Origin of the sequence: Streptomyces sp. NRRL F-525 (assembly GCF_000716605.1) — a bacterium.
Taxonomy (GTDB): domain Bacteria; phylum Actinomycetota; class Actinomycetes; order Streptomycetales; family Streptomycetaceae; genus Streptomyces.
On sequence record NZ_JNXE01000033.1, the window covers coordinates 59,360 to 86,333 of the forward strand.

General features: G+C 70.9%; 20 protein-coding genes. 10 read left to right on the top strand and 10 right to left on the bottom strand.

The window, feature by feature from the left end:
* Nucleotides 1-4 precede the first annotated feature (4 nt).
* Nucleotides 5-1,435: a protoporphyrinogen oxidase gene (hemG, locus tag OO69_RS35580; protein ID WP_033285026.1), complete on the bottom strand. Its 1,431-nt coding sequence runs from the start codon at nt 1,433-1,435 to the stop codon at nt 5-7.
* 173 nt (nt 1,436-1,608) lie between these two features.
* Here hemG and OO69_RS35585 point away from each other — a divergent pair, with 173 nt between their 5' ends.
* Together OO69_RS35585 and OO69_RS35590 are read left to right on the top strand one after the other, a co-directional pair.
* Nucleotides 1,609-2,568 (top strand): DUF4349 domain-containing protein, encoded by a 960-nt coding sequence (locus tag OO69_RS35585; RefSeq protein ID WP_033285027.1) that lies wholly within the window; start codon nt 1,609-1,611, stop codon nt 2,566-2,568.
* A 27-nt stretch (nt 2,569-2,595) separates the two neighbouring features.
* Nucleotides 2,596-3,996, top strand: coding sequence for an FAD-dependent oxidoreductase (locus tag OO69_RS35590; RefSeq protein ID WP_033285028.1), 1,401 nt, complete (start codon nt 2,596-2,598; stop codon nt 3,994-3,996).
* Nucleotides 3,997-4,001: 5 nt separating this feature from the next.
* On the opposite strand, the gene OO69_RS35595 is transcribed toward OO69_RS35590, so the two are convergent.
* Complete coding sequence (locus OO69_RS35595) at nt 4,002-4,325, bottom strand: hypothetical protein (protein WP_033285029.1); 324 nt, start codon at nt 4,323-4,325, stop codon at nt 4,002-4,004.
* A 125-nt stretch (nt 4,326-4,450) separates the two neighbouring features.
* Here OO69_RS35595 and OO69_RS35600 point away from each other — a divergent pair, with 125 nt between their 5' ends.
* The gene (locus tag OO69_RS35600; protein WP_033285030.1) at nt 4,451-5,275 is read left to right on the top strand and encodes a rhomboid family intramembrane serine protease; all 825 of its coding nucleotides are present in this window, start codon (nt 4,451-4,453) and stop codon (nt 5,273-5,275) included.
* Between the two features lie 9 nt (nt 5,276-5,284).
* Here OO69_RS35600 and hemE read toward each other — a convergent pair whose 3' ends face one another.
* Entirely contained in the window at nt 5,285-6,352 is a 1,068-nt protein-coding gene (gene hemE, locus OO69_RS35605) for a uroporphyrinogen decarboxylase (RefSeq protein WP_033285031.1), read from the bottom strand.
* A 146-nt stretch (nt 6,353-6,498) separates the two neighbouring features.
* On the opposite strand from hemE, the gene OO69_RS35610 reads away from it, so the two are divergent.
* The 5 genes from OO69_RS35610 to OO69_RS35630 all read left to right on the top strand — a co-directional run bounded on the left by OO69_RS35610 (nt 6,499) and on the right by OO69_RS35630 (nt 13,077).
* The gene (locus OO69_RS35610; protein ID WP_033285032.1) at nt 6,499-7,125 is read left to right on the top strand and encodes a DUF3000 domain-containing protein; all 627 of its coding nucleotides are present in this window, start codon (nt 6,499-6,501) and stop codon (nt 7,123-7,125) included.
* Nucleotides 7,126-7,362: 237 nt separating this feature from the next.
* Entirely contained in the window at nt 7,363-8,025 is a 663-nt protein-coding gene (locus OO69_RS35615) for a response regulator transcription factor (protein ID WP_030605794.1), read from the top strand.
* Nucleotides 8,026-8,178: 153 nt separating this feature from the next.
* Complete coding sequence (locus tag OO69_RS35620) at nt 8,179-9,456, top strand: ribonuclease D (RefSeq protein WP_078652716.1); 1,278 nt, start codon at nt 8,179-8,181, stop codon at nt 9,454-9,456.
* A gap of 277 nt (nt 9,457-9,733) precedes the next feature.
* Complete coding sequence (locus tag OO69_RS35625) at nt 9,734-10,951, top strand: thiolase family protein (protein WP_033285033.1); 1,218 nt, start codon at nt 9,734-9,736, stop codon at nt 10,949-10,951.
* Complete coding sequence (locus tag OO69_RS35630; protein WP_033285034.1) at nt 10,948-13,077, top strand: 3-hydroxyacyl-CoA dehydrogenase NAD-binding domain-containing protein; 2,130 nt, start codon at nt 10,948-10,950, stop codon at nt 13,075-13,077. The genes OO69_RS35625 and OO69_RS35630 overlap by 4 nt, the downstream gene beginning before the upstream one ends.
* A gap of 104 nt (nt 13,078-13,181) precedes the next feature.
* Here the strand turns inward: OO69_RS35630 and OO69_RS35635 are convergent, their stop codons facing one another.
* From OO69_RS35635 to galE, 6 genes are all read right to left on the bottom strand, one after another.
* The gene (locus OO69_RS35635; RefSeq protein WP_033285035.1) at nt 13,182-14,423 is read right to left on the bottom strand and encodes a phospholipase D-like domain-containing protein; all 1,242 of its coding nucleotides are present in this window, start codon (nt 14,421-14,423) and stop codon (nt 13,182-13,184) included.
* Nucleotides 14,424-14,490: 67 nt separating this feature from the next.
* A complete protein-coding gene (locus OO69_RS35640; protein ID WP_078652717.1) occupies nt 14,491-18,990 on the bottom strand; it encodes a bifunctional glycosyltransferase/CDP-glycerol:glycerophosphate glycerophosphotransferase in 4,500 nt (1,499 codons plus the stop codon).
* Nucleotides 18,990-20,213: a CDP-alcohol phosphatidyltransferase family protein gene (locus OO69_RS35645; protein WP_033285037.1), complete on the bottom strand. Its 1,224-nt coding sequence runs from the start codon at nt 20,211-20,213 to the stop codon at nt 18,990-18,992. Before OO69_RS35645 ends, OO69_RS35640 begins: the two co-directional genes overlap by 1 nt.
* A gap of 227 nt (nt 20,214-20,440) precedes the next feature.
* Nucleotides 20,441-22,006 carry a hypothetical protein gene (locus OO69_RS35650; RefSeq protein WP_051801429.1) on the bottom strand — a complete coding sequence of 522 codons (1,566 nt, stop codon included), beginning with the start codon at nt 22,004-22,006 and terminating at the stop codon, nt 20,441-20,443.
* Nucleotides 22,007-22,034: 28 nt separating this feature from the next.
* Nucleotides 22,035-23,135: a hypothetical protein gene (locus OO69_RS35655; RefSeq protein WP_033285099.1), complete on the bottom strand. Its 1,101-nt coding sequence runs from the start codon at nt 23,133-23,135 to the stop codon at nt 22,035-22,037.
* Nucleotides 23,135-24,121, bottom strand: a complete 987-nt coding sequence (galE, locus tag OO69_RS35660; RefSeq protein ID WP_033285100.1) for a UDP-glucose 4-epimerase GalE — start codon at nt 24,119-24,121, stop codon at nt 23,135-23,137. Before galE ends, OO69_RS35655 begins: the two co-directional genes overlap by 1 nt.
* 186 nt (nt 24,122-24,307) lie before the next feature.
* Between galE and OO69_RS35665 the strand changes: the two genes are divergently transcribed.
* Entirely contained in the window at nt 24,308-25,417 is a 1,110-nt protein-coding gene (locus OO69_RS35665; protein WP_033285038.1) for an LCP family protein, read from the top strand.
* 87 nt (nt 25,418-25,504) lie between these two features.
* Here OO69_RS35665 and OO69_RS35670 read toward each other — a convergent pair whose 3' ends face one another.
* Entirely contained in the window at nt 25,505-26,524 is a 1,020-nt protein-coding gene (locus tag OO69_RS35670; RefSeq protein WP_033285039.1) for a hypothetical protein, read from the bottom strand.
* 68 nt (nt 26,525-26,592) lie between these two features.
* On the opposite strand from OO69_RS35670, the gene OO69_RS35675 reads away from it, so the two are divergent.
* The gene (locus tag OO69_RS35675; protein WP_033285040.1) at nt 26,593-26,964 is read left to right on the top strand and encodes an NTP pyrophosphohydrolase; all 372 of its coding nucleotides are present in this window, start codon (nt 26,593-26,595) and stop codon (nt 26,962-26,964) included.
* The last annotated feature ends 10 nt before the right edge of the window (nt 26,965-26,974 follow it).

A 26,974-nucleotide genomic window follows, 5' to 3' on the forward strand; every position in this document is an offset into this window, starting at 1 on the left:
GGGGCTATTCTCCCGCTCCGCCGGAGGCGCTCGGCACCGGGTCACCGGTCAGCCGCTCGACGGCCGCGTACGCGCTCGCGATGGTGGCCGGGATGCCGACACCGTCGTAGGCCGCGCCGCAGACCGCCAGGCCGGGGAGCTTGCCGACGTGTTCGCGGATGCGGGCCACGCGCGCGTGGTGGCCCACCGGGTACTGGGGCAGACCGTCGGTCCAGCGGGTGACGCGGGTCGCGAGGGGCTCGGCGTCCAGGCCGGTGGCCTCGCGCAGGTCGTGCCGGGAGACGTCGACCAGGCCGGTGTCGTCGCGCTCCAGGATCGCCGTCTCGCCGTACCGGCCCACCGAGGTGCGCAGGACCAGCACGTCCGGGTTCTCGTCGGCGATCCAGCCCCACTTCTGGGAGGCGAAGGTGGACGCCTTGATGGTGCGGCCGTCGACCGGCGGCACCAAGAAGCCGCTGCCTTCGGGGAGTTCGGTGTCCGTGCGGCGGTAGGCGAGGGTGATCAGGGCCATCGAGGCGTACTCGACGGCGCCCAACTCGGCCGCCGCGCCCGGCGCTTCGGGCCGTAGCAGCTCGGCGGCGACCGGTGCGGGGACGGCGACGATCACGCCGTCGGCTTCGAGCACGCGGTCTCCGGCGACGACCCGCCAGCCCGATGTGCCGCTGCGGCGCAGCTCCGTGACCGGGGTTCCGGTGAGGATCTCGGCGCCCCGCGCGCGTGCCGACTCCGCGACGGCGAGCGGGAGTTGGCCCACTCCGCCCTGGATGCCCATGAAGACCGGGCCGGTCTGCTGTGCGGCGGCGGCGCGCTCCTGGATGCCCCGGACGGCCTCGGTGAGGGAGTCGTGGGTCTTCGCGGCCTGGTACAGCTGCGGGACGGCGGAGCGCATCGAGATGCGGTACGCGTCGCCCGCGTAGACACCGCCCAGGAGCGGCTCCACGAGGCGGTCGACGACCTCGCGGCCGAGGCGTGCCGCCACGTACTCCCCTACCGCCACGTCGTCGCCGACCTCCGTGCGGGGCAGGTCGGCGTCGCGCTCGATGCGGTGCAGGCCCTCGTCCGAGAGGACTCCGGAGAGGGCGGACGCGGTGCCGGGGACGCCCATGACGTGGCCCTTGGGCATGGGGCGCAGGGCACCCCGGGTCCAGATCGACGCGGTGGCCGTGGCGGGCGCCTGGAGGCGGTCGGTGAGGCCGACCTCGCGGGCCAGGGCGACGGCCTCGGGGCGGCGGGCCAGCATCGACTCGGCGCCGAGGTCCACGCGGGCGCCCGCGATCTCCCCGGGCAGCAGCTTGCCGCCGACCCGGTCCGACGCCTCGACGACGGTCACGCGCACGCCTCTGTCCAGCAGCCGGTGTGCGGCGGCCAGTCCGCCGATCCCGGCGCCGATGACGACGACATGCCCTGTGCCCGTACGAGTCTCCACTTCGCGCATGCACCCAGCCTCTCAGACCCCACTGACAGTCCGACTCCGGCCCGGTGTCCGACGCGGTGTCCGGCGCGAGTCCCGACCGTGACCGCATCGGAACCGTTTCCGGCCAACGTCCCGCCCGGCCCGGGCGTCGAAGGTGCGTCAGTCGTCACGACGAACCTCGGGGGTACCAGCACATGCACGCACGACACTCCGTACGATCCGTCCAGGCCCTGGCCGGCCTCCTGCTCGCCTCGGCGCTCGCGCTGGCCGGATGCAGCGGCGGCGCGAGCGACAAGAGCGCCAGCGACTCCGGCGCGGGCGCCAAGGCAGCCGCCCCGGACGCCGCCGGGCAGGAGGGCGCGTCCGGCAGCGGAAACGCCCGGAACACCAAGGCCGTGCCCAAGCTCACCGCGAGCAGCATCATCCGTACGGCCTCGCTGTCCGTACGGGTCAAAGACGTACCGAAGGCCCTCGACGAGGCGCGGACCACCACCGAGAACGCGGGCGGGTTCGTCGGCAACGAGTCGACCAGCCGGGACGGGCAGGGCCACGAGCGCACGCGGGTCGTCCTGCGCGTGCCCAGCGACAAGTACGACGAGGTCCTCACCGAGCTGGAGGGCGCGGGCAAGCTCCTGTCGCGCACCGCGAAGGCGCAGGACGTCACGGACCAGGTCGTGGACGTGGACAGCCGCATCGCCTCGCAACGGGCCAGCGTGGCACGCGTGCGCGAACTGATGGACCGGGCCACCAAGTTGAGCGATGTGGTGGAGCTGGAGGGCGAGTTGAGCACCCGCGAGTCCGACCTGGAGGCACTGCTCGCCCAGCAGTCGTCCCTGAAGGACCGCACCAGCCTGGCCACCATCACCCTGTCCCTGTCGCAGACCCCGGTCGCGAAGGCCGCCGCCAAGGACGACGGCCCCGGCTTCGTGGACGCCGTCGCGGGCGGCTGGCACGTCTTCGTGACGATGCTGCGCTGGATCGCCCTGTCCCTCGGCGCGGTGCTGCCGTTCGCGGCCGTGGCGGCGCTGGCGCTCTTCGTGTGGCTGCGTCTCGTACGGCCGCGTCGGGCGGCGGCCGTTCCGGCAGCCACCGGCGTGGGACCACTCCCGGAAGCCCGTCCGGTACGACCTGAGGAGGAGGGCGGGCAGGACTGAAATGCTCGGTCCCCGTAGCGTGTTCGCATGAGCATGAGCCGTGCGAGGGGTACCCGAGAACGACTGGTCGTCATCGGCGGAGACGCCGCGGGCATGTCCGCGGCGTCGCAGGCACGGCGCCTCAAAGGGCCGGACGAGCTGGAGATCGTCGCCTTCGAGCGCGGCCACTTCACCTCGTACTCGGCGTGCGGCATCCCCTACTGGGTGGGCGGTGATGTGTCCGCCCCGGAGGAGCTGATCGCCCGCACCCCGGAGGAGCACCGCGAGCGTGACATCGACCTGCGCATGCGCACCGAGGTCGTGGAGCTCGACGTCGCGGGTGGGCGGGTACGCGCGCGGGACGTCGATTCCGGGGACGAGTCCTGGACGTCGTACGACAAGCTCGTGATCGGGACCGGGGCGCGGCCGATCCGGCCCGACATGCCCGGGGTGGACGCGCCCGGGGTGCACGGGGTGCAGACGCTCGACGACGGGCAGGCGCTGCTGGACTCGCTGGCACGCACGCGTGGGCGTCGGGCTGTGGTGGTCGGGGCCGGGTACATCGGGGTCGAGATGGCGGAGGCGTTCGTCAACCGCGGGTATGACGTCACCGTCGTCAACAGGGGCAAGGAGCCGATGTCCACGCTCGACCCGGACATGGGGCGCCTGGTGCACAAGGCGATGGAGGGCCTGGGCATCACGATGGTCGACGACGCCCACGTCACCGAGGTGCGCACCGGGGACGACGGGCGGGTGCGGGCCGTGGTCACGAAGGACGCGGAGTACCCGGCGGATGTCGTGGTGCTGGGGATCGGAGTCCGGCCGGAGACCTCGCTCGCGAAGGCGGCCGGGCTGCCGGTCGGGCAGCACGACGGGCTGCTCACCGACCTGGCGATGCGGGTGCGCGGGCACGAGAACATCTGGGCCGGCGGCGACTGCGTCGAAGTGCTCGACCTGGTCTCCGGGCAGGAGCGGCACATCGCCCTGGGGACCCACGCCAACAAGCACGGTCAGGTCATCGGCACCAATGTGGGCGGCGGTTACGCCACCTTCCCCGGGGTCGTCGGTACGGCCGTCAGCAAGGTGTGCGATCTGGAGATCGCGCGCACCGGGCTGCGCGAGAAGGACGCCCACCGCGCGGGCCTGCGGTTCGAGACGGTCACGATCGAGTCGACCAGCCGCGCGGGCTACTACCCCGAGGCCGCCCTCATGACGGTGAAGATGCTCGCCGAACGCCGTACCGGCCGTCTCCTGGGCGTGCAGATCGTCGGCCGGGAGGGCGCCGCGAAGCGTGTCGACATCGCGGCGGTCGCCCTCACGGCCCGTATGACGGTGGAACAGATGACGGCCCTGGACCTGGGGTACGCCCCGCCGTTCTCCCCGGTGTGGGACCCGGTCCTGGTGGCGGCCCGTAAAGCGGCCGCCAAGGTCCAGGCGGGCCTGCGGTAAAGCGTTTACGCCGTGCCGTTGATGCGGTCTATCGCCTGCCGTGCCTGCTCGGCCGGCGGCCTGGCGGGCAGGGACGAGACGGACGCGCTCGGCGGCACCATCGCGGCCGGCTGAGCCCCGGCCGGCTTCGCGTGGGCGCCCAGCGCGTTGGAGCGCAGCCGGTTGCTCACCGCCTCGTCCAGGGTGACCGGCCGCTGCATCTGCGCGGCCATGCGTCCCGCCTCCTGGCCGAGCCGGGCGACGTCCTCCCAGGGGAGGCGCACCACCAGGGAGATCTCGGCCTCGCCGTCGGGCGTGGCGGTCATCTGAGGGGAAATACGGTCGTTCATCGCCTGTTCCTCACGTCGTCCCCGCGACACGCCTTCCCCGCACCGCGGGCGGTTGAGGAGTCATACGCACAGGCGGACGGCGGTGTTCACCGGTTCGCCGCGCGTATCGGGGGCACTAATCCCTTGTGGTCATCCCCGTCCATGACGTGAACCCGGTGCGCCGCACCCCTTGGGTGACGTATGCGCTCATCGCCGCGAACGTGCTCGTCTTCCTGTTCACGCCCGGAATGGCGGGCTCCGTGGCGGGCGGCAGCGACCTCTCGCAGCTGTGCCATCTGCAGGCGTTCCTGGACCACTACGCGGCCGTACCGCGGGAGTTGATCCACCACCAGATGCCGCAGCTGGTCCCGACCGGCGCCGTCCAGGCGGGCCCCGGCGGCCCGGCGTGCGCGGCCGGCCCGCCGGCCTACGACAAGTCGGCCCCGCTGAGCGTCCTCACCGCGATGTTCCTGCACGGCAGCTGGATCCACCTGCTGGGCAACATGCTGTTCCTGATGATCTTCGGCAACAACGTCGAGGACCGCATGGGCCACATCCGCTTCACGCTCTTCTACGTGGTGTGCGGTTACGCGGCGGGCTACGGCTTCGCGCTCCTCAACGCCGACTCGGCCGACCCGCTGATCGGCGCCTCCGGGGCGATCGCCGGTGTCCTGGGCGCCTATCTGGTGCTGTACGCGAGGGCCAGGGTGTGGGTCCTGGTGCCGTTCCTGTTCTTCCTGCCGCTACGGCTGCCCGCCTGGCTGGTGCTGGGCTTCTGGTTCGTGCTCCAGGCGTTCTACTCGTCCGGCGAGGGCGTCTCCGACGCGGGCACCGTGGCGTACGAGGCGCATGTCGTCGGGTTCCTCGTGGGCATGCTGCTGGCCTGGCCGCTCAAGGCGGGCACTCCCCCGCCGCCGGAACCGCGCGGCCTGCTGTTCGGCAGGCGGGCGAGGCCCCGGCACACGTGGTGAACGCGGACTTCAGTGAGCGGTCTGCGTGTGGACGTACTCGGCGAGCCGGGTGAGCGAGTCCGGGTCGGTGTTCGGCATCACGCCGTGCCCGAGGTTGAAGATGTGGCCCTCGAGGTCCTTCGCCGCTTCGAGGACCTCGCGGGTCTTCGCCTCGACGGCCTCCGTGGGGGCGAACAGGACGGCCGGGTCGAGGTTGCCCTGGAGGGCCTTGCCGGGGCCGACCCGGCGGGCGGCCTCGTCCAGCGCGACGCGGTAGTCGACGCCGACGACGTCCGCGCCGGCGTCGCCCATCAGCCGCAGCAGCTCGCCGGTGCCGACACCGAAGTGGATGCGCGGGACGCCGTAGCCCTCGACCGCCTTGAGGACCTTCGCGGAGGCGGGGAGCACCGAGCGGCGGTAGTCCGCCGGGGCGAGGGCGCCGGCCCAGGAGTCGAAGAGCTGGACGGCGCTGGCGCCCGCCTCGATCTGGACCTTGAGGAAGGCGGCCGTGATGTCGGCAAGGCGGTCGAGGATGTCGGCCCACAGTTCGGGGTCGCCGTACATGATCGCCTTGGCGTTCTCGTACGTGCGGGACGGGCCGCCCTCGATGAGGTAGCTCGCGAGGGTGAACGGGGCGCCGGCGAAGCCGATGAGGGGGGTGGAGCCGAGCTCGGCGGTCAGCAGGCCGATGGCCTCCGTGACGTAGGAGACGTCCTCGGGGGTGAGGTCGCGGAGGCGGTCCAGGTCGGCGCGGGTGCGGATCGGCTTCTCGACGACCGGGCCGACGCCGGGCTTGATGTCGAGGTCGATGCCGATGGCCTTGAGCGGGACGACGATGTCGCTGAAGTAGACCGCCGCGTCCACCTTGTGCCTGCGCACCGGCTGGAGGGTGATCTCGGCGACCAGCTCGGGCCGCGTGCAGGACTCCAGCATGGGGATGCCCTCGCGCACCTTGTGGTACTCGGGCAGCGAACGGCCGGCCTGCCGCATGAACCACACCGGCGTGTGGGGCACGGGCTCGCGCCTGCACGCCTTCATGAAGGCGGAGTCGTAAGTGGCGGTCGGCTGCTGGCCCGCGGGGCTCTGGTTGGCACTCACGGGGCAAGTCTCGCACGGCGCCAGAAGGCGATTACACGGTGTGCTGAGCGGAAGAGCTGGTGTCTAGTCCCGCACGATGCCTCCGTTCCCCTTAATCTTCCCGCATGGCTGCGGCTCAGGGACGATTGTCGGATGGCGCTGACGGGATGGACGACTCCAAGGAGGGGGACCGGGATGGGGGCGGTGCGGCGCCGCCGGCTTTCCAGGCCGCGGTCCAGGCCCTGAAGAACAGTCGGCTGAGGCCGCAGATCGAGATCGATCCGACGCCCGCTCCCCAGCGGCTCGCGCCCTACGCATACGCGCTGGAGGCCGCGGTCGTCGACGGCGACCAGGATCTGGCCGACGGCCGCCTGGTGCTGCTGCACGACCCGGCCGGGCACGACGCCTGGCACGGCACGTTCCGCCTGGTGACGCTGGTGCGCGCCGAGCTGGAGGCGGAGATGGCGGCGGACCCGTTGCTGCCCGACGTGTGCTGGTCCTGGCTGACCGGCGCGCTCCAGGCGCGCGGACTGACGTACGGCGAGCCGAGCGGCACCGTCACGCGGGCCAGCTCGCACTACTTCGGCGGGCTGTCCGAGCGGCCGTCCGCGTCCCAGATCGAGATCCGTGCCTCGTGGACTCCGCGCGAGGGGCTCGGCGGCGTCCCGGACACGGCGGCGCATCTGGCCTCCTGGTGCGATCTGCTGGCCCAGGTCGCGGGCCTGCCCCCGGCGGGCCCGGGCGACGCGTCCATCGTCACGCTGCCGCAGCGCCGCGGCCCGCAGTCACGCTGAGCCTTACCCGAGGCACACCGAGGTCTTACCGATCGCTTCCGGTGTCTTTGTCGATACGGCCACTTTCAATCAGGAGTGGCCCATCGAACGAGCCGTTTCGTGCACCGAACGATCGACAGCGTGTCCGAATTGCACTGATTGCTACTCACTAAATCGTGATCTTTCTCTAAAGGACCCGGGGTTTGGTGCCGAAGACGACTGTGACCTTGAAAGTCGTCCCACACCCCAGGAGGCCTGGTGTCCGTTCTCCTCGAGCAGCCCGCAAGCCTGGTCGCCTACCGCCCGAACAAGCCGACCGCCATGGTGGTCGTGGCCGACCCGCGCGTCCGCTCCACCGTCACCCGCCACCTGTGGGCGCTCGGTGTGCGCGACGTCATCGAGGCCTCGTCCGTCGCGGAGGCTCGTCCCCGCATCGGCAACCCCCGCGACATCTGTGTGGCAGACGTCCACCTTCCCGACGGCTCCGGTCTCACCCTGCTCTCCGAGACCAGAGCCGCAGGCTGGCCGAACGGCCTGGCCCTGTCCGCCGCCGACGACATCGGTGCCGTGCGTAACGCCCTCGCGGGCGGCGTCAAGGGCTACGTCGTCACCGGCACCCGTACCAACGTCGGGCTCCCCACCCGGCCCGGCGCCGCCCCCATCGGCTCCGCCGCCGCCCGTATGCACCGCCGCCCCCCGGGTTCCCCGAGCCACCCGGGTGGCTACCGCGAACTGTCCGGCCGAGAGGTCGAGGTCCTGCGCCTGGTCGCGGAGGGCCAGTCGAACAAGGCGATCGGCGTCTCCATGGGCCTGTCCGCACTGACCGTCAAGAGCCACCTCGCCCGCATCGCCCGCAAGCTCGGCACGGGTGACCGCGCCGGCATGGTCGCGGTGGCGCTGCGCACCGGAATCATCCACTGACCCCGTCCCCGTAACCCCGTCCCCACCCCTCCTTCCGCTCCCCCTTCGAGCCAACCGGATCTTTCACTTACCTGACTGGTTTACGACCCCCAGACGCCCGTCGACGGAACGTTCCGTCGGCGGGCGTTGTCCATACACGGATACCCTTGACAGGTGACCGACGCCCAAGAAACCGCAGCAGACAGCTCACTGCGAACCACCGGAGGCGCCCCTCCGGACGACGTCGAAACGGCGCCGATCCCTTTGCTCGAGCCCCGAGAGGGCATTCCGCCCGTGATCGCCGACGAGGACGCCCTCGCCGAGGTGATCGCGGCCTTCGCCGCCGGCACGGGTCCCGTGGCCGTCGACGCCGAGCGCGCGTCCGGCTACCGCTACGGACAGCGCGCCTATCTGGTTCAGCTGCGCCGTGAGGGCGCGGGCACCGCACTGATCGACCCCGTGGCCTGCCCCGACCTGTCGGGTCTCGGTGAGGCCCTCTCCGGCGTCGAGTGGGTACTGCACGCCGCCACCCAGGATCTGCCGTGTCTGCGCGAGATAGGCATGGTGCCGACGCGGCTCTTCGACACCGAGCTGGCGGGTCGGCTCGCCGGATTCCCGCGGGTCGGACTGGGCGCGATGGTCGAGGGCGTGCTCGGTTTCGTCCTGGAGAAGGGGCACTCCGCCGTCGACTGGTCCACCCGCCCGCTGCCCGAACCCTGGCTGCGCTACGCAGCCCTCGACGTCGAACTCCTCGTCGATCTGCGGGACGCGCTGGAGAAGGAACTCGACCGGCAGGGCAAGCTGGACTGGGCCCGCCAGGAGTTCGACGCGATCGCGGCGGCGCCGCCGGCCGAACCCCGCAAGGATCCGTGGCGTCGTACGTCCGGGATGCACAAGGTACGGCGGCGCCGGCAGCTCGGTGTCGTGCGGGAGCTGTGGCAGACGCGGGACCGGATCGCGCAGCGGCGGGATGTGTCTCCGGGGAAGGTGCTGTCGGACGCGGCGATCGTGGAGGCCGCGCTCTCTCTCCCTGTTGACGTGCAGGCTCTTGCCGCGTTGAACGGGTTCGGGCATCGGATGGGACGGCGGCAGCTGGAGCAGTGGCAGGCGGCCGTTGATCGGGCCAAGGCCCTTCCCGACTCGGCGCTTCCGCAGCCTGGGCAGCCGGTTACCGGGCCGCCGCCACCGCGTGCCTGGGCGGACAAGGATCCTGAGGCTGCGGCTCGGTTGTCCGCGGCGCGGGCGGCGGTTTCTGCGGTGGCTGAGGGGCTGAACATGCCTCAGGAGAACCTCATTACTCCGGATACTGTGCGGCGGGTTTGCTGGGAGCCGCCGAAGAGTGTGGATGTGGAGTCTGTGGGGGCGGCTCTTGCCGGGTACGGGGCTCGGGCTTGGCAGGTTGAGCAGGTTGCGCCGGTTTTGGTGGAGGCGTTGACCGCGAAGGCGCCGTAGGGGTCTGTGTTGTTTTGCGGGTGCGGGCTCGCTGTGGCTGGTCGCGCAGTTCCCCGCGCCCCCAAAGACAAAAGACCTCGGAAGCGGAACCGGAGCGTCGAGATCAGGCCAAGATCCTCAGATAGCGCCTAGGGAACTGGACGCGGTCGGGGTGTGACGTTCGCCGCTCCCGGCCCCGGGGGTGGGCAGGGTGGTTACTCGCAAGTAGCATGGGTACTGAGCGCGCGCTCAGCGCATCGCGGCAGTGCCGATCCCGCACCCTGGAGGAGAGCCAATCGTGCCTCGTACCGTCAGGGACGTCGTCTTCGTCGACGGCGTCCGCACCCCGTTCGGCAAGGCGGGCCCGAAGGGCATCTACCACGAGACCCGGGCCGACGACCTCGTTGTGAAGGCGATCCGGGAGCTGCTGCGCCGCAACCCGGGACTCGACCCCGCGAAGATCGACGAGGTCGCCATCGCCGCGACCACGCAGATCGGTGACCAGGGGCTGACCCTGGGGCGGACCGCGGGCATTCTCGCCGGGCTGCCGCAGTCGGTCCCCGGTTATTCCATCGACCGCATGTGTGCGGGCGCGCTGACCGCCGTCACGACCACCGCGGGCTCCATCGCCTTCGGTGCCTACGACGCCGTCATCGCCGGTGGTGTCGAGCACATGGGCCGCCACCCCATGGGCGAGGGCGTGGACCCGAACCCGCGGTTCGTGAGCGAGAAGCTGGTCGACGACTCCGCGCTGTTCATGGGCATGACCGCGGAGAACCTGCACGACCGCTACCCGCACATCACCAAGCAGCGTGCAGACGAGTACGCGGTGCGTTCGCAGGAGAAGGCCGCCAAGGCGTACGCCAACGGCAAGATCCAGCAGGACCTGGTGCCGATCTCGGTGCGCAACACCAACGAGCAGGTGGGCGAGGTCGGTTGGGGTCTCGTCACCGCCGACGAGCCGATGCGTCCGGGGACGACCCTCGAGAACCTGGCCGGTCTGAAGACTCCGTTCCGTGTGCACGGGCGGGTCACCGCCGGCAACGCGGCCGGGCTCAACGACGGTGCCACCGCTTCGATCATCGCCAGCGAGGACTTCGCGCGCGAGCACAACCTGCCGGTGAAGATGCGTCTCGTGTCGTACGCCTTCGCCGGCGTCGAGCCGGAGGTCATGGGCTATGGCCCGATCCCGGCGACCGAGAAGGCGCTCGCCAAGGCGGGCCTCGGCATCGAGGACATCAACCTCTTCGAGGTCAACGAGGCTTTCGCCGTCCAGGTGTTGGCCTTCCTCGACCACTACGGCATCGCTGACGACGACGAGCGCGTCAACCAGTACGGCGGCGCGATCGCCTTCGGTCACCCGCTGGCCTCGTCGGGTGTGCGTCTGATGACGCAGCTGGCCCGGCAGTTCGAGGAGCAGCCGAACGTCCGCTACGGCCTGACGACCATGTGCGTCGGCTTCGGCATGGGCGCCACGGTCATCTGGGAGAACCCGCACTTCGAGGGGGACAAGTGAGCACCACCACCGAGCTTCTGAAGGGTGCGGCCGAGCTGTTCCCGGACGAGGTCGTGACGTCCGCGCACGTCCGTCACCTCGAACTGCCGTACAGCGCCGGGCGGTTCGCGCTCATCACGCTGGACAACGGCTTCGACCACACCAAGCCGACCACCTTCGGCCCGGCCTCGCTGGCGAACCTCAACACCGCCATCGACCAGGTCGAGAAGGAGGCGGCGGCCGGCGAGATCGTCGGTGTCGGCATCACCGGCAAGCCCTTCGTCTTCGCCGTCGGCGCGGACCTCAAGGGCGTCGAGCTCCTCAAGAACCACGACGACGCGCTCGCCATCGGCAAGGGCGGCCACGAGGTCTTCAAGCGCCTCGCGGACATCGCGGTCCCGACCTTCACGTACTACAACGGCGCGGCCATGGGCGGCGGTGTCGAGGTCGGTCTGCACTGCGAGTACCGCACGGTGTCGAAGCACATCGCGGCCTTCTCGCTGCCCGAGGTCTTCCTCGGCCTCGTCCCCGGCTGGGGCGGCTGCACGCTGCTGCCGAACCTGATCGGCGCCGACAAGGCCGTCTCGGTGATCATCGAGAACAGCCTCAACCAGAACAAGCAGCTCAAGGGCCAGCAGGTCTTCGACCTCGGGATCGCCGACGCGCTCTTCGAGGGCGCCGACTTCCTGGAGCAGTCCCTGATCTGGACGGCCAACGTCCTCAAGGGCGACATCAAGGTCGAGCGTCCGGCGATCGACCGCGGCGAGGCCTGGGACCAGGCCGTCGCCAAGGGCCGTTTCGTCGCGGACTCCAAGGTGCACGGGGCCGCCCCGGCCGCCTACCGCGCCCTCGACATCATCGGCGCCGCGAAGAACGGCGACCTCCAACAGGGCTACGACGCCGAGGACTTGGCGCTCGCCGACCTGATCATGGGTGGTGAACTCCGCGCCGGTATCTACGCGTTCAACCTGGTCCAGAAGCGCGGCAAGCGTCCCGCGGGTGCGCCCGACAAGTCGCTGGCGCGTCCGGTCACCAAGGTGGGTGTGGTCGGCGCCGGTCTGATGGCCTCGCAGCTCGCGCTCCTCTTCCTCCGCCGCCTCGAAGTGCCGGTCGTCCTCACGGACATCGACCAGGAGCGCGTCGACAAGGGTGTGGGCTACGTCCACGCCGAGATCGAGAAGCTGCTCGGCAAGGGCCGTATCAACCAGGACAAGGCCAACCGCCTCACGGCCCTGGTCACCGGTGTGCTGGACAAGGCCGAGGGCTTCTCCGACGCCGACTTCATCATCGAGGCCGTCTTCGAGGAGATCGGCGTCAAGCAGCAGGTGTTCGCGGAGGTCGAGGCGGTCGCCCCGGCGCACGCGATCCTCGCCACCAACACCTCCTCGCTGTCGGTGTCCGAGATGGCGTCGAAGCTGAAGAACCCCGAGCGGGTCGTCGGCTTCCACTTCTTCAACCCCGTAGCGATTCTTCCCCTGTTGGAGATCGTGCGCGGTGAGCAGACCGACGACGCGTCGCTGGCCACCGCCTTCGCCGTCGCCAAGAAGCTGAAGAAGACAGCGGTGTTGGTGAAGGACGCCCCGGCGTTCGTCGTCAACCGCATCCTCACCCGCTTCATGGGCGAGATCCAGAACGTCATCGACGAGGGCACCCCGGTCGCCGTCGCCGAGAAGGCCGTGGAACCGCTCGGGCTGCCCATGTCCCCGCTGGTTCTGCTGGAGTTGGTCGGTCCGGCCATCGGGCTGCATGTCTCGGAGACCCTCAACCGGGCCTTCCCGGACCGCTTCACGGTCTCCCCCAACCTCGCGGCCGTCGTCAAGGCGGGCAAGCGCGGCTTCTACGTCTACGACAGTGGGAAGCCCGAACTCGACCCCGAGGTCGCGGCGTTGCTGCAGCAGGGCGACTCCGTGCTGACCGAGGAGCAGGTGCGGGACCGGGTCCTGGACGCGGTGGCGCAGGAGATCGGTCTGATGCTCGACGAGGGTGTCGTCGCCGAGGCGCAGGACATCGACCTGTGCCTGATCACGGGCGCGGGCTGGCCCTTCCACCTGGGCGGCATCACGCCGTACCTGGACCGGGAGGGTGTGTCGGAGCGGGTCAACGGCAAGCCGTTCCTGGCGCCGGGTGTGGCCAGCGTTCCGGCGTAACCACCGCCGTACGGACGTGACTTGGGGAGGGCCTCCGCTTTCGGGCGGGGGCCCTCCCCTCATGTGTCGGCCGTCGAATTCCCTTTACTCGGGTCCTCGTGTGGTCACGGTGCCACGTCCGCGGCGGAACGCTGGTGCCAGAAGTTGAGGCGGTAGGCGTCGTGCACGGCCGGGTCGTCGTACTTCAGCAGGGCCTCGTCGTTGCCCTGGAGCGCGCGCACGGTGTACGTGTGGCTGCCGGTCCAGACGATCTTCTGGTCGGCCTTTCCCTTGTAAGTGCCTTCCACCAGAAGGTACTTGCTGTGGGTGTAGAAGCCGTCGGTGTTCTCGTCCATCCGGTGCAGCGCGATGCCGCCGTACGCGGTCGGGGCCGCCAGCTGCGCGGCCACGGCGCCGGAGCCCGCCTCGTCCAGCCAGTGGTACACGACGTCGACGTAGCAGCCCGCGTTGTCCAGCTCCCAGAGCTTCTTGGCGACCGCGAGCCGGCTGATCTGGTGCATGGCGATCCGGATGACCGTGCGGCCGTCGGAGGTGCCGTAGCCGGTGGAGTTGCCGTGGCAGACGGCGTTGGTGCCGACCGGGTCGTCCACGGTGCTGAGGATGTTGACGACCGGGTCGGCGCTCGCGCGCGGGAAGAGATACAGCTTGGCGACGCCGGCCTGGGTCTCCACCGGGTAGTCGGCGACCTGTGCGGTCTCACCGCTCCCGGCGGCCCGCAGGTCCTCGAAGTAGTCGGCGTAGGCCTGGTGGAGGGCGCTGTTGCCGACGACGACCATGGCGTCGTTCCAGGCGAGGGTCAGATCGTCGCCGGTGAGGTTCGAGGAGGTCTGCAGGACCACGTCCCGGACCGGGGTGGCGCCGCTCGCCGAGGTGCCGGTGGTCTCACTGAACAGGAAGAACTTGTTGTGGTTGACGGTGGTGTACGCGTCGTCGGGGTTCGGGTCGCGGGACAGACAGGCCGAGTCCTGGGGGCAGGTGAGGACCCAGGAGTCGGCGGTGGTGTCGGTGCCGAGGGCGTTCTTCAGCGAGGTGTACGCGGTGCTGTTGCTGTCCGAGTCGGCGATCACCTGGACGGAGACGCCGCGTGCGGCCGCCTTGACGAGTTCGTCGGCGATCCACTGCGACCACATCAGGTAGATCGACACCCTGATCCGTGACCCGGCGGTCGCCCCCTGCGCCAGCCGGCCGATCTTCGTGAGGATCTCCTTCTGGGCGGTGGCGTCGCCCGAGGGGTCGTTGAAGACGGGGCCGGTGGTGACGAGTGGTGTGTCGTCGGCGTGGGCGGTGGCCGGCAGGACGGCGAGCGCCGTCGTCACTAGGGTGGCGAGCCAGGTGCGTGCTCTCAAGTGCTTTCCTCCTGCTGACAGTTGAGAGGTGGTCCGGGAACGCGGTACAGGGGCCACGCCCCAAAGGTCAGGCCGCGTCGATCCACCGGGAGGCGGCCGGCAGTGCGCCCACCGGTCCCTCGGGGGCGAGTTCGGCGGCGGAGGCGGTGCCCAGGGCGTCGATGGCCTCGAAGACCCGCTCGCAGTTGCCGCCGCCGCGGTGCACGAAGAACTCCTCGACCCGGTCGCGGTGGACGGGCTCGACGGTGAAGTCCCGGCGGACGGCGGCGATGATCTCGTCGACGGCCTGCTCGACGGTCCGGCAGACCGGGCCGAAGCCGTCCTCGGTGAGGTTGAAGTAGCCGCGCTTGTAGTGCCGTCCGTAGAAGTCCTCCTCGTCGAAGGGGACGTAGACCAGCGGAATGCCCATGTAGGCCACGTCGAAGAAGACCGACGAGTAGTCGGTGACCATCAACGAGCACTCCTTCATGGCCTGTTGGACATTGCGGGTGTGCGGGTCGGCGACCTGGATGGACGGTGAGGAGAACTGGAAGGTGTGGAGGTAGGGGCGGATCTCGTAGTGGGGGAAGAACTCCAGGTCCACACCGAAGTGGTCGAGCGCACGGCCCAGGCGGGGGTCGGAGAGCAGCGTCTTGTAGAAGCGGTAGTACTCGGACTGGGTGAAGCTGGTCTTCGCCGGGCCGGCCGACTTCTTGTAGGAGGCGGTGACGATCCACTGCCGCCAGGTCGGCATCAGCAGGATGCGCGGCTTGTCCCGCGGTTCCCGCTTCAACGCGTCGAAGCGCGGGAAGCCGACGGGCTGGGCCCGGTCTCCGTAGCCGGCCTCCAGCGCCATGAAGTCACGCTCCTGACGGCCGGCGGTGACGAGCAGGTCGTAGCTGGCGATGCGCTGGTCGGCGCCGGAGGTGACGTCGTTGTAGGTCACGCCGTGCTGGAGGAACACCCGCTGGTACTTGACCAGTTCGCCGAAGCGGTGCAGGAAGAGCGCCTTCTTGTAGCCCTCGGGGACGAGGTAGGACTCGGAGTCGTAGGAGCCGATCAGCTTGGTCGCGTGCAGCAGATACGTCCGGTGCTTGAAGGAGCCCAGCTTCAGGACGTTGCCGTAGGGGGCGATCTTGGCGTGGTCGGCCGAGGACGCGTCGATGACGTAGTACGCCTTGCGGCGCTTGCGGTTCTCCCGGATCCACTTGAAGAAGTGGTACGAGTTGTCCTGCGCGGTGTCGGAGCGCTCGCCGATCAGCCAGATCTCCTTGCCGTTGAGGAAGGGATACGTCAGCCAGTAGGCGAGGCGCATGCGCCAGCCGGGGTTGCGGGTCCTGAGGATGCGCAGTTCACGGCCGGCCCGCCACATCGTGTGCCGGGCGCGGGCGAAGCGGCCGGCGGCCACGAGCCGCAGGTGCAGGGCGTCCTGGGCGCCGATGGTCAGCATGTAGGGGTGGCGGCCGACCTTGCCCGGGCCCTTGAGGCGGTGCAGGGCCAGGCGGGCCTTCATGATCACGTTGCGGTGGCGGGTGCCGTCGGCGCGGTGCACGCGCAGCCTGAAGTCGCCGACGCCGAAGCCGCTTTCGGCGAGTTGCGCGGCGGGGAGTTCCGCGTACCAGCCGGCGTACAGGTCGCGCTCGCCGCGGGCGTTGAAGAGGTCGCGGCGGTAGACCTGGGTGAGCGGGACGGTGATCTTGGTGTCGCGGACCTGGTAGACGAGCTCCAGCCGGTTGCCCATCGGGCCGCTGAGGTCCAGGCCCGGGAAGGCCATGCACCCTTCCAGGACGAGTACGTCGTCGCGGGTGCGGACGCTCTCCACCACCACGTTCGGGTCCTTCACCCGGGCCGCGCTGCTCGGCCGTGTCCCGCCGGGGAAGGTGCGGTAGAAGCCGTCGTCGTCCACGTCCACGATCGGCGGGGCGGCGGCGAGTGCCGGTTCCGGGTCGCAGAACAGCGGGAAGTTGCCGGTGCGGGCCGCGTAGTGGTCGAGCTGCTGGGCCGGGCTGGTGACGAACTCGGTGATGACGTCGTCGGGGATCTGCGCGTAGTGCCGGTGGATGTCCGGGAACATCTCGGCGAGTTGCGAACGGCCCATCACGTTGCGGGCGTTGCAGAGGAAGCCCTTGTAGGTGCGGGTGGCGTAGCGCTGGAACATCCGGCGGATCTCGGGGCGTTCCTCGGCGCTGAGGTCCAGCAGGAAGTGGTTGAGGCGCAGGTGGTCCCGGTAGTTGGCGGGCTTGCTCCACAGCGAGTCCATGATGGACGAGCCGTCGGGGCGGCCCCGGTACCAGTAGACGGGCCGGTCGACCAGGCCGATCGAGTTCGCGCGCAGCATCGCGGGCAGGGTGAGCCAGGCGTCCTCGAAGTGCACGCCCTCGCCGAAGCGCAGACCGAGGCGGCGCAGCAGGGCGGTGCTGAAGAGCTTGTTGCAGGCCGAACCGCTGAAGATCATGTCGGGGATCTCGGCGAAGTCGGTGACCAGGCGGTCGCCGTCGCCGAAGTAGTCCTTCCACGGGCCGTAGGGCCGGTCGGGGAAGTTGACGAGGTCGCCCATGACGACCTCGGAACCGTCGCGGTACGCGGCCTCGGCCATGGTGGCGAGGGCGTCCTCGCCGAGGATGTCGTCGGAGTCGAGGAAGGTGACGTAGGGGGCGCGGACCTGGTCGAGGCCGGTGTTGCGGGCGTTGCCGAGGCCGCCGTTGCGCTGGTGGACGACGGTGACGTTGGCGTAGTAGCCGGCGAATCGTTCCAGCATCTGGGGCGTCTCGTCGGTGGAGCCGTCGTTCACCAGGATGACCTGGACGGTGGCGAAGCCGCGCTGGGCGGCGAGGGAGGCCAGGCAGTCGTCGAGGTACTTCGCCACGTTGTAGCAGGGCACCACGACGGCGAGCTCGAAGGGGCCGGTGAGCCGGCGCACCGGCGGGTGGATCCGGTCGCGCCACCACATCCAGGGGGCGTTCGGGTCGCTCTGCTCGGTCTCGAAGGTGCGCCGGCCGGCCGTGGCGGAGCGGAGGGCGAGGTTGCCGCTGACGGTGCGGTACCCCTCGTACTCCTCGCCGTCCCGGTCGAAGGTGAGGCCTTCCAGGGCGATGTCACGGACGTTGAGCGCGGAACGGGAGCGGCTGCGGTTCCACTCGACGACGACCGAGACGTTCCACACGGTGCTGTCGGCGAGGTCGTTCCCGAGCAGCCGGACCAGGTCGGCCGTGCCTTCGAAGGTCACGAAGCGGTCGTCGACCGAGACCTCGGAGACCGGCACCAGGACGTCCTTCTTGGTGTGCCGGTTGCGTACGGCCAGGGAGAGGGAGACGGAGTCGGCGGCGGTGATACGGCCGAAGCGGTTGACGAGTTCGCCGGTGTACGTCAGCTCCGTACCCGCCACGCGCCAGGTGTCGAGCTGGGCGAAGAGGGGGATCTGGGTCACCGGGGCGGCGGCCAGGCCCAGTTCGGTGACGTCCAGCATGCGCCGGGCGTCGGGCAGGTGCAGATGGTCGGCGGACCAGTACACCCGGCCGTCCTCCTCCACCAGGTGGGAGGAGAACACGCTCTTGCGCTGGGTGTAGTCCAGCGTGGTGAGGGCGGCCTCGATCTCCTCGTACATCAGGAAGTAGGCGCGCACCCGGTCGACCGGACCGCACAGGTCGAACGCCTCGTCGCCGAGGGTGAACAGGTAGGAGCTGACGAGGTCGGCGAAGCCCTGCTGGAAGTCGGCGTCGCCCTCGGCGAGCGCGCGCATGTACAGGCGCAGGTCGTGGGCGAGGAACTTGGCGTCCTTGCGGACCTTCAGCTGCCACAGGCCGCGCTCCAGCAGGAACTCGTCGGTGGCCCGGTGGACCGCGATCCGGTCGGTGATGCTGCGCAGTTCGCCGGTGCGGCCGGTGATGGAGGCACCGCCCTCCGGCTCCCACATCCAGCGGTAGACGGGCTCCGTGAGCACGGTGATGCCCCGGGCCAGGCAGCCGGCGACCGTGGAGAAGTAGGTGTCTTCGTAGAACACGCCCTCGGGGAACCACACCCCGTACGAGCGCAGGAACTCCACGCTGTAGAGCTTGGCGGCGGCGATCGGGTCGGACAGGAGGAGAGGGAACTCCTCCAGTCCGGTGACCGTGCGGCCCATCGCGTAGACCTCCGGCGCCCAGGGTTCGGAGTCGCCGGTGGTCCGGTTGACGCGCAGCGCCTTGCCCGCGGTGATGTCGCTGCCGGTCTCCAGGGCGGACGCGACCAGCCGTTCGCAGGCGCGGGGCGGGAGTTCGTCGTCGGCGTCCAGGAACGTCACCCACCGGCCGGCGGCCTGGGCGATGCCCCAGTTGCGCGGGGCGCCGACGCCGCCGCTGTTCTGCTTGCGGCGCAGCACGCGCACCCGGGGATTGGTGCCGGCGAAGTTGGCGACGACCTCGATGGTGCCGTCGGTGGAGGCGTCGTCGACGACGATCACCTCGACCAGCTCGTACGTCTGGTTCACGGCCGACTGGAGGGCCTTGCCGATCGTGGTGGCCGCGTTGTACGCGGGGATGACCACGGTGACCCAGAGGTTGTCGCCGTCGTACGTCTGCTGCATCGGGTGGTGGCCCGTGCCTGCTCTCATCAGGAGTTCTCCCAGGCCCCCGGCGCCTTGCGGGACGTGCCCGGCAGCGCCTGCCCGAACTGGCGGATCGGCATGGTGTCGCCGTGCGGCCTCGGGATGTGCGGGAGGCCGTCGGTCTGGTCGGGGACGTCGGACTCGGGGGAGGCGACGTTCGGCTGGGGGTAGGGCTGGAAGAAGGGGTCCTCCTCCGGCCCGGGCGCCTGGTAGCGCTCGTCGGCGAGCAGGGCCGCCTGTGCGGCACCGCGCTGACGGTGGCGGCCGCGGTGCAGGTGCGGGGCGATGGTGCCGGCCGTGTCCGCGTCGGGGTTCAGCTCCTCCATGACCCGGGTGAAGTCACGGGTGGAGAGCCAGAACTTGTACATGATGACGAGTTCGAAGGTGATCAGCAGGCCGGCCGAGACGGCGGTGGTCCACAGGATCTGGCCGATCAGCGGGCCCACGATGAAGACGAACATCTGGAACTCGATGCCGCTGATCAGGTGCGGGCGCACCCGGGTGCGCAGCATGGCCCGGCGGATCCGGGTGTACCAGGGGAACTGGCCGCGGAACTGCTCGTGCAGGTCGACCACGTTGGAGACGCCGGCCTCCGCGCGCAGGTCCTCGGTGGAGGTGTGCGGGTTCTCCCGCAGCAGGTCCTCCATGAAGACGACCTGCGGGCCCTCGGCGGCCTCCTGGGCCTCCCGCTCCGCCTGCTCCGCCTCGGCGCGGCTCTTGGTGACCTTCTCGATCTTGGCCCGCATCGACATGCGCATCTTGTAGATCTGCAGCGCGTCGACGTAGCGCAGCATGTCGAGGAAGACCACCACCAGGGCGGCCACGAGGTACCGCTCGTCGTCCTGGGGGAAGAACTGTCCGCCCATCAGGGCGAGCGCGCAGAACAGCACGCGGATGCGGTCGAAGACGTAGTCGAGCCAGCCGCCGAAGACGGTGCCGGTGCCCTTGAGGCGGGCCAGCTTGCCGTCGATGCAGTCGAGGATGAAGCTCAGGTGGTAGAGCAGGGCCCCGATGATCAGCGACTGGCGGTCGCCCTTCAGGAAGAAGCCGCCGGCGGCCAGGCCGATGAAGAGCGCGGCCCAGGTGACCCGGTTCGGGGTGATGAACCGGAACCTCGCCATGACGAGCAGCAGTCGGGTGGCGACGGGGTCGACGAGGAAGACCGTCCACCAGGCGTCGCGTTTCTTGCAGGTCAGTTTTTGGACAGCCCGCAGCGAAAGCCTGGCCATAGCCCCCCGTCACTCCTTCATCAGATACGCCTGTCGCTTCACAGTTCAATCACATGAGCGCCCCGCACTTTAACAATCCTTCACCTAAGTGTCGACGCGCGTTGACCTGTGATTGACCGCGACCTTGATCACAGGCAACCTGTACAACCATTTGCGATCTTCACATCGGAGAACCATGGGCAGTGCTTGGTGAGGCCTTTCCCTCACCCTTGCGTTGCCTTGCGAAATCAAGCCACGGGTCGCCAGCCGCCGAGGACGAGACCGTCCTCCCGGCTCTCGTCGCGGCGCGCCACCAGCAGGCGTCCGCCGGGCAGCCGGGTCGCCACGGCGAGCCGTCCGGTCCGGCTCACGGCCGCGGCGGGAGCACCGTACGAGGGGGCGCCGACGTCCTGCCACCACACCCCGGTGTCGGGCCGGGCGGCCGGGTGGGCGCCCAGTGCGCAACCGCCGTCCGCACCTCTTCCGACCAGCACGGAGTAGCCCCAGCCGGCCAGTTCGACGCCCGGCGCCGCGGCCGTGGGCCCCTCGCCCCCGGTCTCCGGTGCCGGGTCGTCGAGCGGGTACGCACCGGGAGCGCCGGGCCGCCAGAAGCAGGTACGGCCGGTGCGGGCGTCACGGAACAGGACGGCACCGGGCTCGGCCGCCGCCGCGAGCGTGCCGGGACGCGCGGCGAACGGGAGCGTACGGTCCTCGCTCCACGCTCCGCCGGGTCCGGGGTACCAGCGGAGCACGGCCGCGGTGTCCCGGGCCCGGGCGTACAGCTCGACCCCGCCGTGCTCGGCGGTCACCGCCACGAGTTCGTCGGCGACCCGCAGTCCGCTCAGGTGCTGCCACGGCGTCCAGGTGCCGTCGGCCGAGCGGCGGCGGTGGCTGACGCTGTGTCCGAAGTTGCGCACGAACACGTGGAGATCTCCGGCGGCGTCGAACGCGGCCGCGGGGAACCCGACCTCACGCCCCTTGCGCCAGGCCGCGGAGTTGGGGCCGCCGAGCGTGAGCCAGGGGGTCGGCGGGCGGCCGGTGCGGTACTGGGCCGCGTGCACGACCTCGACGTCCGCGCCCCCGTCGCCGCGCGCGGTCCGGCGCAGCGCGAGGAGATGCGGCAGCCCGTGCGGGTCCCGGACCACCAGCAGGCCCGGCAACAGGCCCTGGCCTTCCAGGAGTTCGGGGCCGCGCCACCGTCCACCCGGCACCTCCTCGTGCCAGCGGACCACACCGGCGGCCGTCGGCAGGAAGGCGCTGAGCCGGCCGTCGAAGCCGGCCGAGAGCCAGTTCACGGGCACCGGGTAGCGCGAGGGGGTGTCGTCGCCGGGCCCCGGCACCCGCTCGGCCCGACGGCACTCGACGTACAACGGGCGTCCCGTGGCGGCCTGATGGGCCCGGGCCGCGGCGAGGACGACAACGGCGGTCTCGGCGTGCTCGTCCGGCACGCCGTACGACAGGACACCGGTCGCCTCGTCGACGCCCGTGTGCACGGGGTCCGGATCGAGGGTGTGCAGCCGTTCCGGATCGATCGCGAGCAGCTCCGCCGCCAGAGCCGCCGACGCGTTCCGGGCGTCGGTGTCCAGCACCCGGGGGCCGCCCCGCACCCGGCAGCCCCGGGCCTCGGCCGCGGCGAGCGCCCGGTCGAGCGCCGCCCGGCCGTCCTTGCCGCCCGGCCGCAGACAGACCACGGCGATCTCCGCGCCGGGGGCCTCCCGACCGACCGGCCCCACCGCGTCCCGGGGTTCCGGTACGACGACGGCGACCACGTGCCCGAGGCCCTCCGGCACCTGGGCGGCGGATCTGCGTGTCATGCCCTCACGTCCTTGTCGCGGTGCCCGCTCACAGCGGTCTCCAGTCGCCCAGGGTCAGCCCCGGGCCGTCCTGCTGGCGGGTCAGCGCGAGCCCGCGGTCCTCGGTCGGGGCCAGCAGCACGATCTTGCCGAGACCGTCGCGGGCCAGCACCGGATCGCCCACGCAGACGGTGCCGGTGTCGGTCCACCACACGCCGTTGTGCTCGTCCTCCGCGCCGCACACGCCCAGCACGATCCGGCCCTCGGTGTCGCGGTGGGCCAGCACCGTGCAGGGGTAGCCGTCGAGGACGGTGGCGAGCGCGGTGTGCCGTCCGTCGCCCGGGCTGCCGCCGACGGGCACCGGCCAGGCGCCGGGCCGGACGGCGACGACTCCGCCGCCGACCGCGTCGGTGACGTAGTACGTGACCCGGCCCGGTGAGGTCTCCACACCGGTCGCGGAGCCGGGGAGCACCGACACTCCGAGGTCCTGGCCCCGGGTCGGCGCCCCGCCCGGCCGCGGCTGACACCAGGTCAGCGCATGTGTGCCCGCCGGGGCGAGGAGGTGCACCTCGCCGGTGGACGTGGCCACCGCGGCCGGTGTGTCCCGGACCGCCGCGACCTTGAGGTCCAGCCAGGGCTCCCAGCGGCCGCCCGCGCCCTCCCGCCGTACGGCCAGATGTCCCTCGGCCGTGGGGACCAGGATGTGCAGGGCGCCCGACGTGTCGACGGCAGCGGTGGGGGTGCCCATCTGCGCGGTGCGTTCCCGCTTGGCGTGGGGGTTGCCGACGGACCGCCACTCGCTCAGCGGGCGGCCCGCCTGGTACTGGATCGCGTAGACCAGGTCCACGGCCGGAGGCGCGTCACCGGTGCCGCGGACCCGGCGTCCGATCAGGTGGGCGTAGCGGTTGGCGCCCTGGACGACGGTGAGTTCGCTGACGCCCTTGAGCGGCAGGACGTCCGGGCCGGTCCAGTCGGGGCCGCCCGGGCTGGCCTCGGTCCACCGCAGCACGGCGTCGTCGACGTGCGCGTAGACGATCAGGCGGCCATCGTGCCCGGTGAGCAGCCACGGCCCGGACCGCACCGTGCGGCCGGCCGCGGTCCCGCCGGCCGGTCGCGCCGTGACAGCACCGTCCCGCACCGTGGTGGCCATCAGCGGCAGGCCTCGGGACGGCCGTGGCACCAGCCCGCCCATGCCGAGGTGACCATCGCGCGGACGTCGTGGCGGGCCGACCAGCCGAGTTCGGCACGGATGCGGTCGGCGGAGGCGACGACCCGCGCCGGGTCGCCCGGCCTGCGCGGCGCGGACACCGGCGCCGCCGCGGGACCGTAGCCGGTGACCTCGGCGATCAGCGTGATCATCTCGCGCACCGAAACCCCCTCCCCACGACCGATGTTGACCGTCAGATCGCTGCCGGGTTCCCGCGCGGACAGCGCGCGTGCGGCCGCCAGATGGGCGGAGGCGATGTCCTCGACGTGGATGAAGTCCCGTACGCAGGTGCCGTCGGCGGTGTCGTAGTCGTCGCCGAAGACCACCGGGGCGCTGCCCTGGCTCAGCTTCTCGAAGACCATCGGGACGAGGTTGAACACGCCCGAGTCGGCGAGGAGTTCGTCCGCCGCTCCGGCGACGTTGAAGTAGCGCAGGCAGGCGGTGGTCATGCCGTGCGCCCGGCCGGCCGCGCGAACCAGCCACTCCCCCGCCAGCTTGGTCTCGCCGTACGGGTTGACGGGGACGCAGGGCGTGTCCTCCGTCACCAGGTCCACGTCGGGCATGCCGTAGACGGCCGCCGAGGAGGAGAACAGGAAGCTCCGGACGCCGGTGTCGGCGGCGGCCTGCAGCAGGGTCTGCAGGCCCTGGACGTTCTCCCGGTAGTAGTGCAGCGGCCGTTCGACCGACTCGCCGACCTGCTTCTTGGCCGCGAGATGGACCACTCCGGTGATCCCGAGATCGGTGCAGGTGGCCCGGAGGAGTTCGGCGTCCAGCACCGACCCCTTCACGAAGGGCACGTCGTCGGGGACGCGGGCGGGGTCGCCCGTCGAGAGGTCGTCGTACACCGCGACGCGCTCGCCCGCGGCGAGCATCGCGCGGACGACATGGGCTCCGATGAAGCCCGCACCGCCGGTTATCAGCCAAGTCATGGCGGGCATACTATTTCTTTGGCTGCTGTTTACAAATACATCACCGGTTGTGCATGATCGTGCGATCGTCCGCCCTTGGGTGGATTCCACCGGGCAGCAGTACTGGGACCGGCCTCCCCCACCCGAGTCCTCACGCCACACCACCGCCCCGACTTCGGGGCACGACCCACGAGGACTCGACGCAGGATGAGCCATGTCTCGACGCCCCAGCACAGCGACTCCGACACGCCCTCGCGGCGCGGCGGCGGGCGAGGACGCAAGCGCGGACGCACCGGCAAGCGCCGCACCGGCCGCTGGATCCTGCTCTCGCTGGCCGTCCTGGTCCTCGCCGGAGCGGGTACCGCGTACTGGCTCTACAGCGGGATCGACGGCAACATCAAGGGCGTCGACATCGACAAGGCGATCGGCGACGACCGGCCGGAGAAGCTGCCCACCTCGGGCCAGAACATCCTGATACTGGGCTCCGACTCACGCGCCGGCGCCAACGCGAAGCTGAACACCGGCAACGTCTCCGGCGCCCGTTCGGACACCGCGCTGGTGATGCACATACCCGAGGGCCGCACGAAGGCCGTCGCGGTCAGCATCCCGCGCGACACCCTGGTGACCCGCCCCGCGTGCACCAAGTCGAACGGCTCCTCGGTCGCGTCGGCGAAGCGTGTGATGTTCAACTCCATCTACTCCCAGGTCGGTCCGGCCTGTGTGGTGAAGACCGTGGAGGAGATGTCCGGGGTCCGCATGGACCACTACGTCGAGGTCGACTTCGCCGGCTTCAAGGACCTGGTGGACGCGATAGGCGGCGTGACCGTCACCGTCGACCAGGACATCCACGACACCTCCAGCGGCCTCGACCTGAAGGCCGGCACCCACAAGCTGAACGGCACCCAGTCCCTGGAGTTCGTCCGCACCCGGCACGGCATCGGCGACGGCAGCGACCTGGGCCGGATCGGTCTCCAGCAGAAGTTCATGCTGGCCCTGCTCACCGAGATACAGAAGCAGGATCTGCTGGGCAGCCCCGTCAAGGCGTACAAGATCGCCGACCAGCTCACCGCCGCGCTCACCACCGACTCCGAACTCGCCTCGCTCACCAAGCTCGCGGAGTTCGGCCGCAGCCTGAACGGCGTCAACCCGTCCACCATGGAGACGATCATGCTCCCGGTGGCGTACGACAAGGTCGACCCGAACCGGGTGGTCGCGGCGGAGCCGCAGGCGACGACCCTGTGGAAGGCGCTCCGCACCGACGCGACGATCCCCGAGTCGGCGAAGAAGTCCCCTGCCACGGGCGGGACTTCGTCCTGACGGGACACAGTGGATGCCCGGAGCGGATGCCGTGGGCGGGGCAACTGCCGTCCGTCCACGGCTGATCGGCGGATCGGGCGCGGTGACTCAGACCTCCCGCCAGGCCTCCAGCGCCAGCCCCGCCTCCTCCTTCCGCCGGGTGACCAGCAGTTGACCGGTGGACGGCGACACCGTCGCGGCCGCCACCCGCTCGTCCTCGTCCAGCGTCAGTGACACCTCGGCGTCCGCCGGGAGTTGGGGCCCGGACTCGGTCCACCAGGCGCCCGCGGACTCCTGTTCCGTGGGATACGCGGCGAAGGCGACCCGGCCGCTCGCGGAGCGCTGGGCGAGCAACGTGCAGTCGTAGCCGTCGAGTTCGCAGCGGACGGCGGAGACCGGGCCGGGGCCGGCCGAGGGGAGAAGGGTGATCGGCTTGGCGCCGGGGCGCCAGACGCAGAGGTCGCCGGAGTCGTCCGTGTAGAAGAGGGTGGTGCTCGACGGGGAGGTGGCCAGGGCCCGGAGCGTGCCGGGGCGGACGGCGGCCTCCATCGCCTCCTCCAGCACCGGCTGTTCGCCCGACTCCTCCTGGCGCCAGTGCAGGATCGCGCCGGGTACCGGCGCGTACAGCTCGACCGTGCCGGACTCCCCCGTCACCGCCGCCAGGTCCTCGTGGACGTCGCTCCCCTTGAGGTCGCGCCACGGGTCCCAGCCGCCCTTCTCCCGTTGGGCCAGCAGGCTGACACCGCCCTCCGCGTTGCGCACGAAGACATGGGCCCGGCCCTCCGCGTCGACCGCGATCGCCGGTACGCCGGTGCGGTCGCCCTTCTTGTCCGGGTGGCCGATCGGGCTCCAGTCGAGGGCCGCGAGCCGGGGCCGGAAGTGCGTGGAGTGGACCAGCCCGGACTCGCCGGCCCGGGTGGGACGCCAGGACACCAGGTGGGTGTAGCCGTCCGCGCCCTGTCCGATACCGAGCTGCCCGGGGTGCAGCTTCTGGTCGCCGCCGACCGTGCGCGGGGCGCTCCAGAGGCCGCCGGGGCCGCGTTCCGCCCGGCACAGGACGGCTTCGCCCGAGGGCAGATACACACTGAGCCGGCCGTCACGGCCGCGGAGGAGCCAGTCGCCGTTCACCGGTTCACTGTAATTGGGGCGGACACTTCCGCGCGGGGCACCCCCCGCCCGCGTGCGACCCTTGCCCCATGGACGAGGACACTCCCCTGCTCGTGATCGTCGACGGCGCCAACGTCGTCGGCTCGGTGCCGGACGGCTGGTGGCGCGACCGCAAGGGCGCCGCCGAGCGCCTCCGCGACCGCCTCGCGAGCGACGGCCTGCCGGGCCGCACGGACCCCGTGGAACTCGTCCTCGTCGTGGAGGGCGCGGCCCGTGGCGTGGCGTCCGTCCCGGGCGTACGGGTGGACTCGGCACCCGGCAGCGGCGACGACCGGATGGTCGAACTCGTCGCCGAGGCCCACGGCCGCCCCTGCCTGGTGGTCACCGCGGACCGCGAACTGCGGCGCAGGGTGGCGGAGTTGGGCGCGGAGGTCACGGGGCCGCGGAGCGTACGGGGCTGACGCGCAGGCA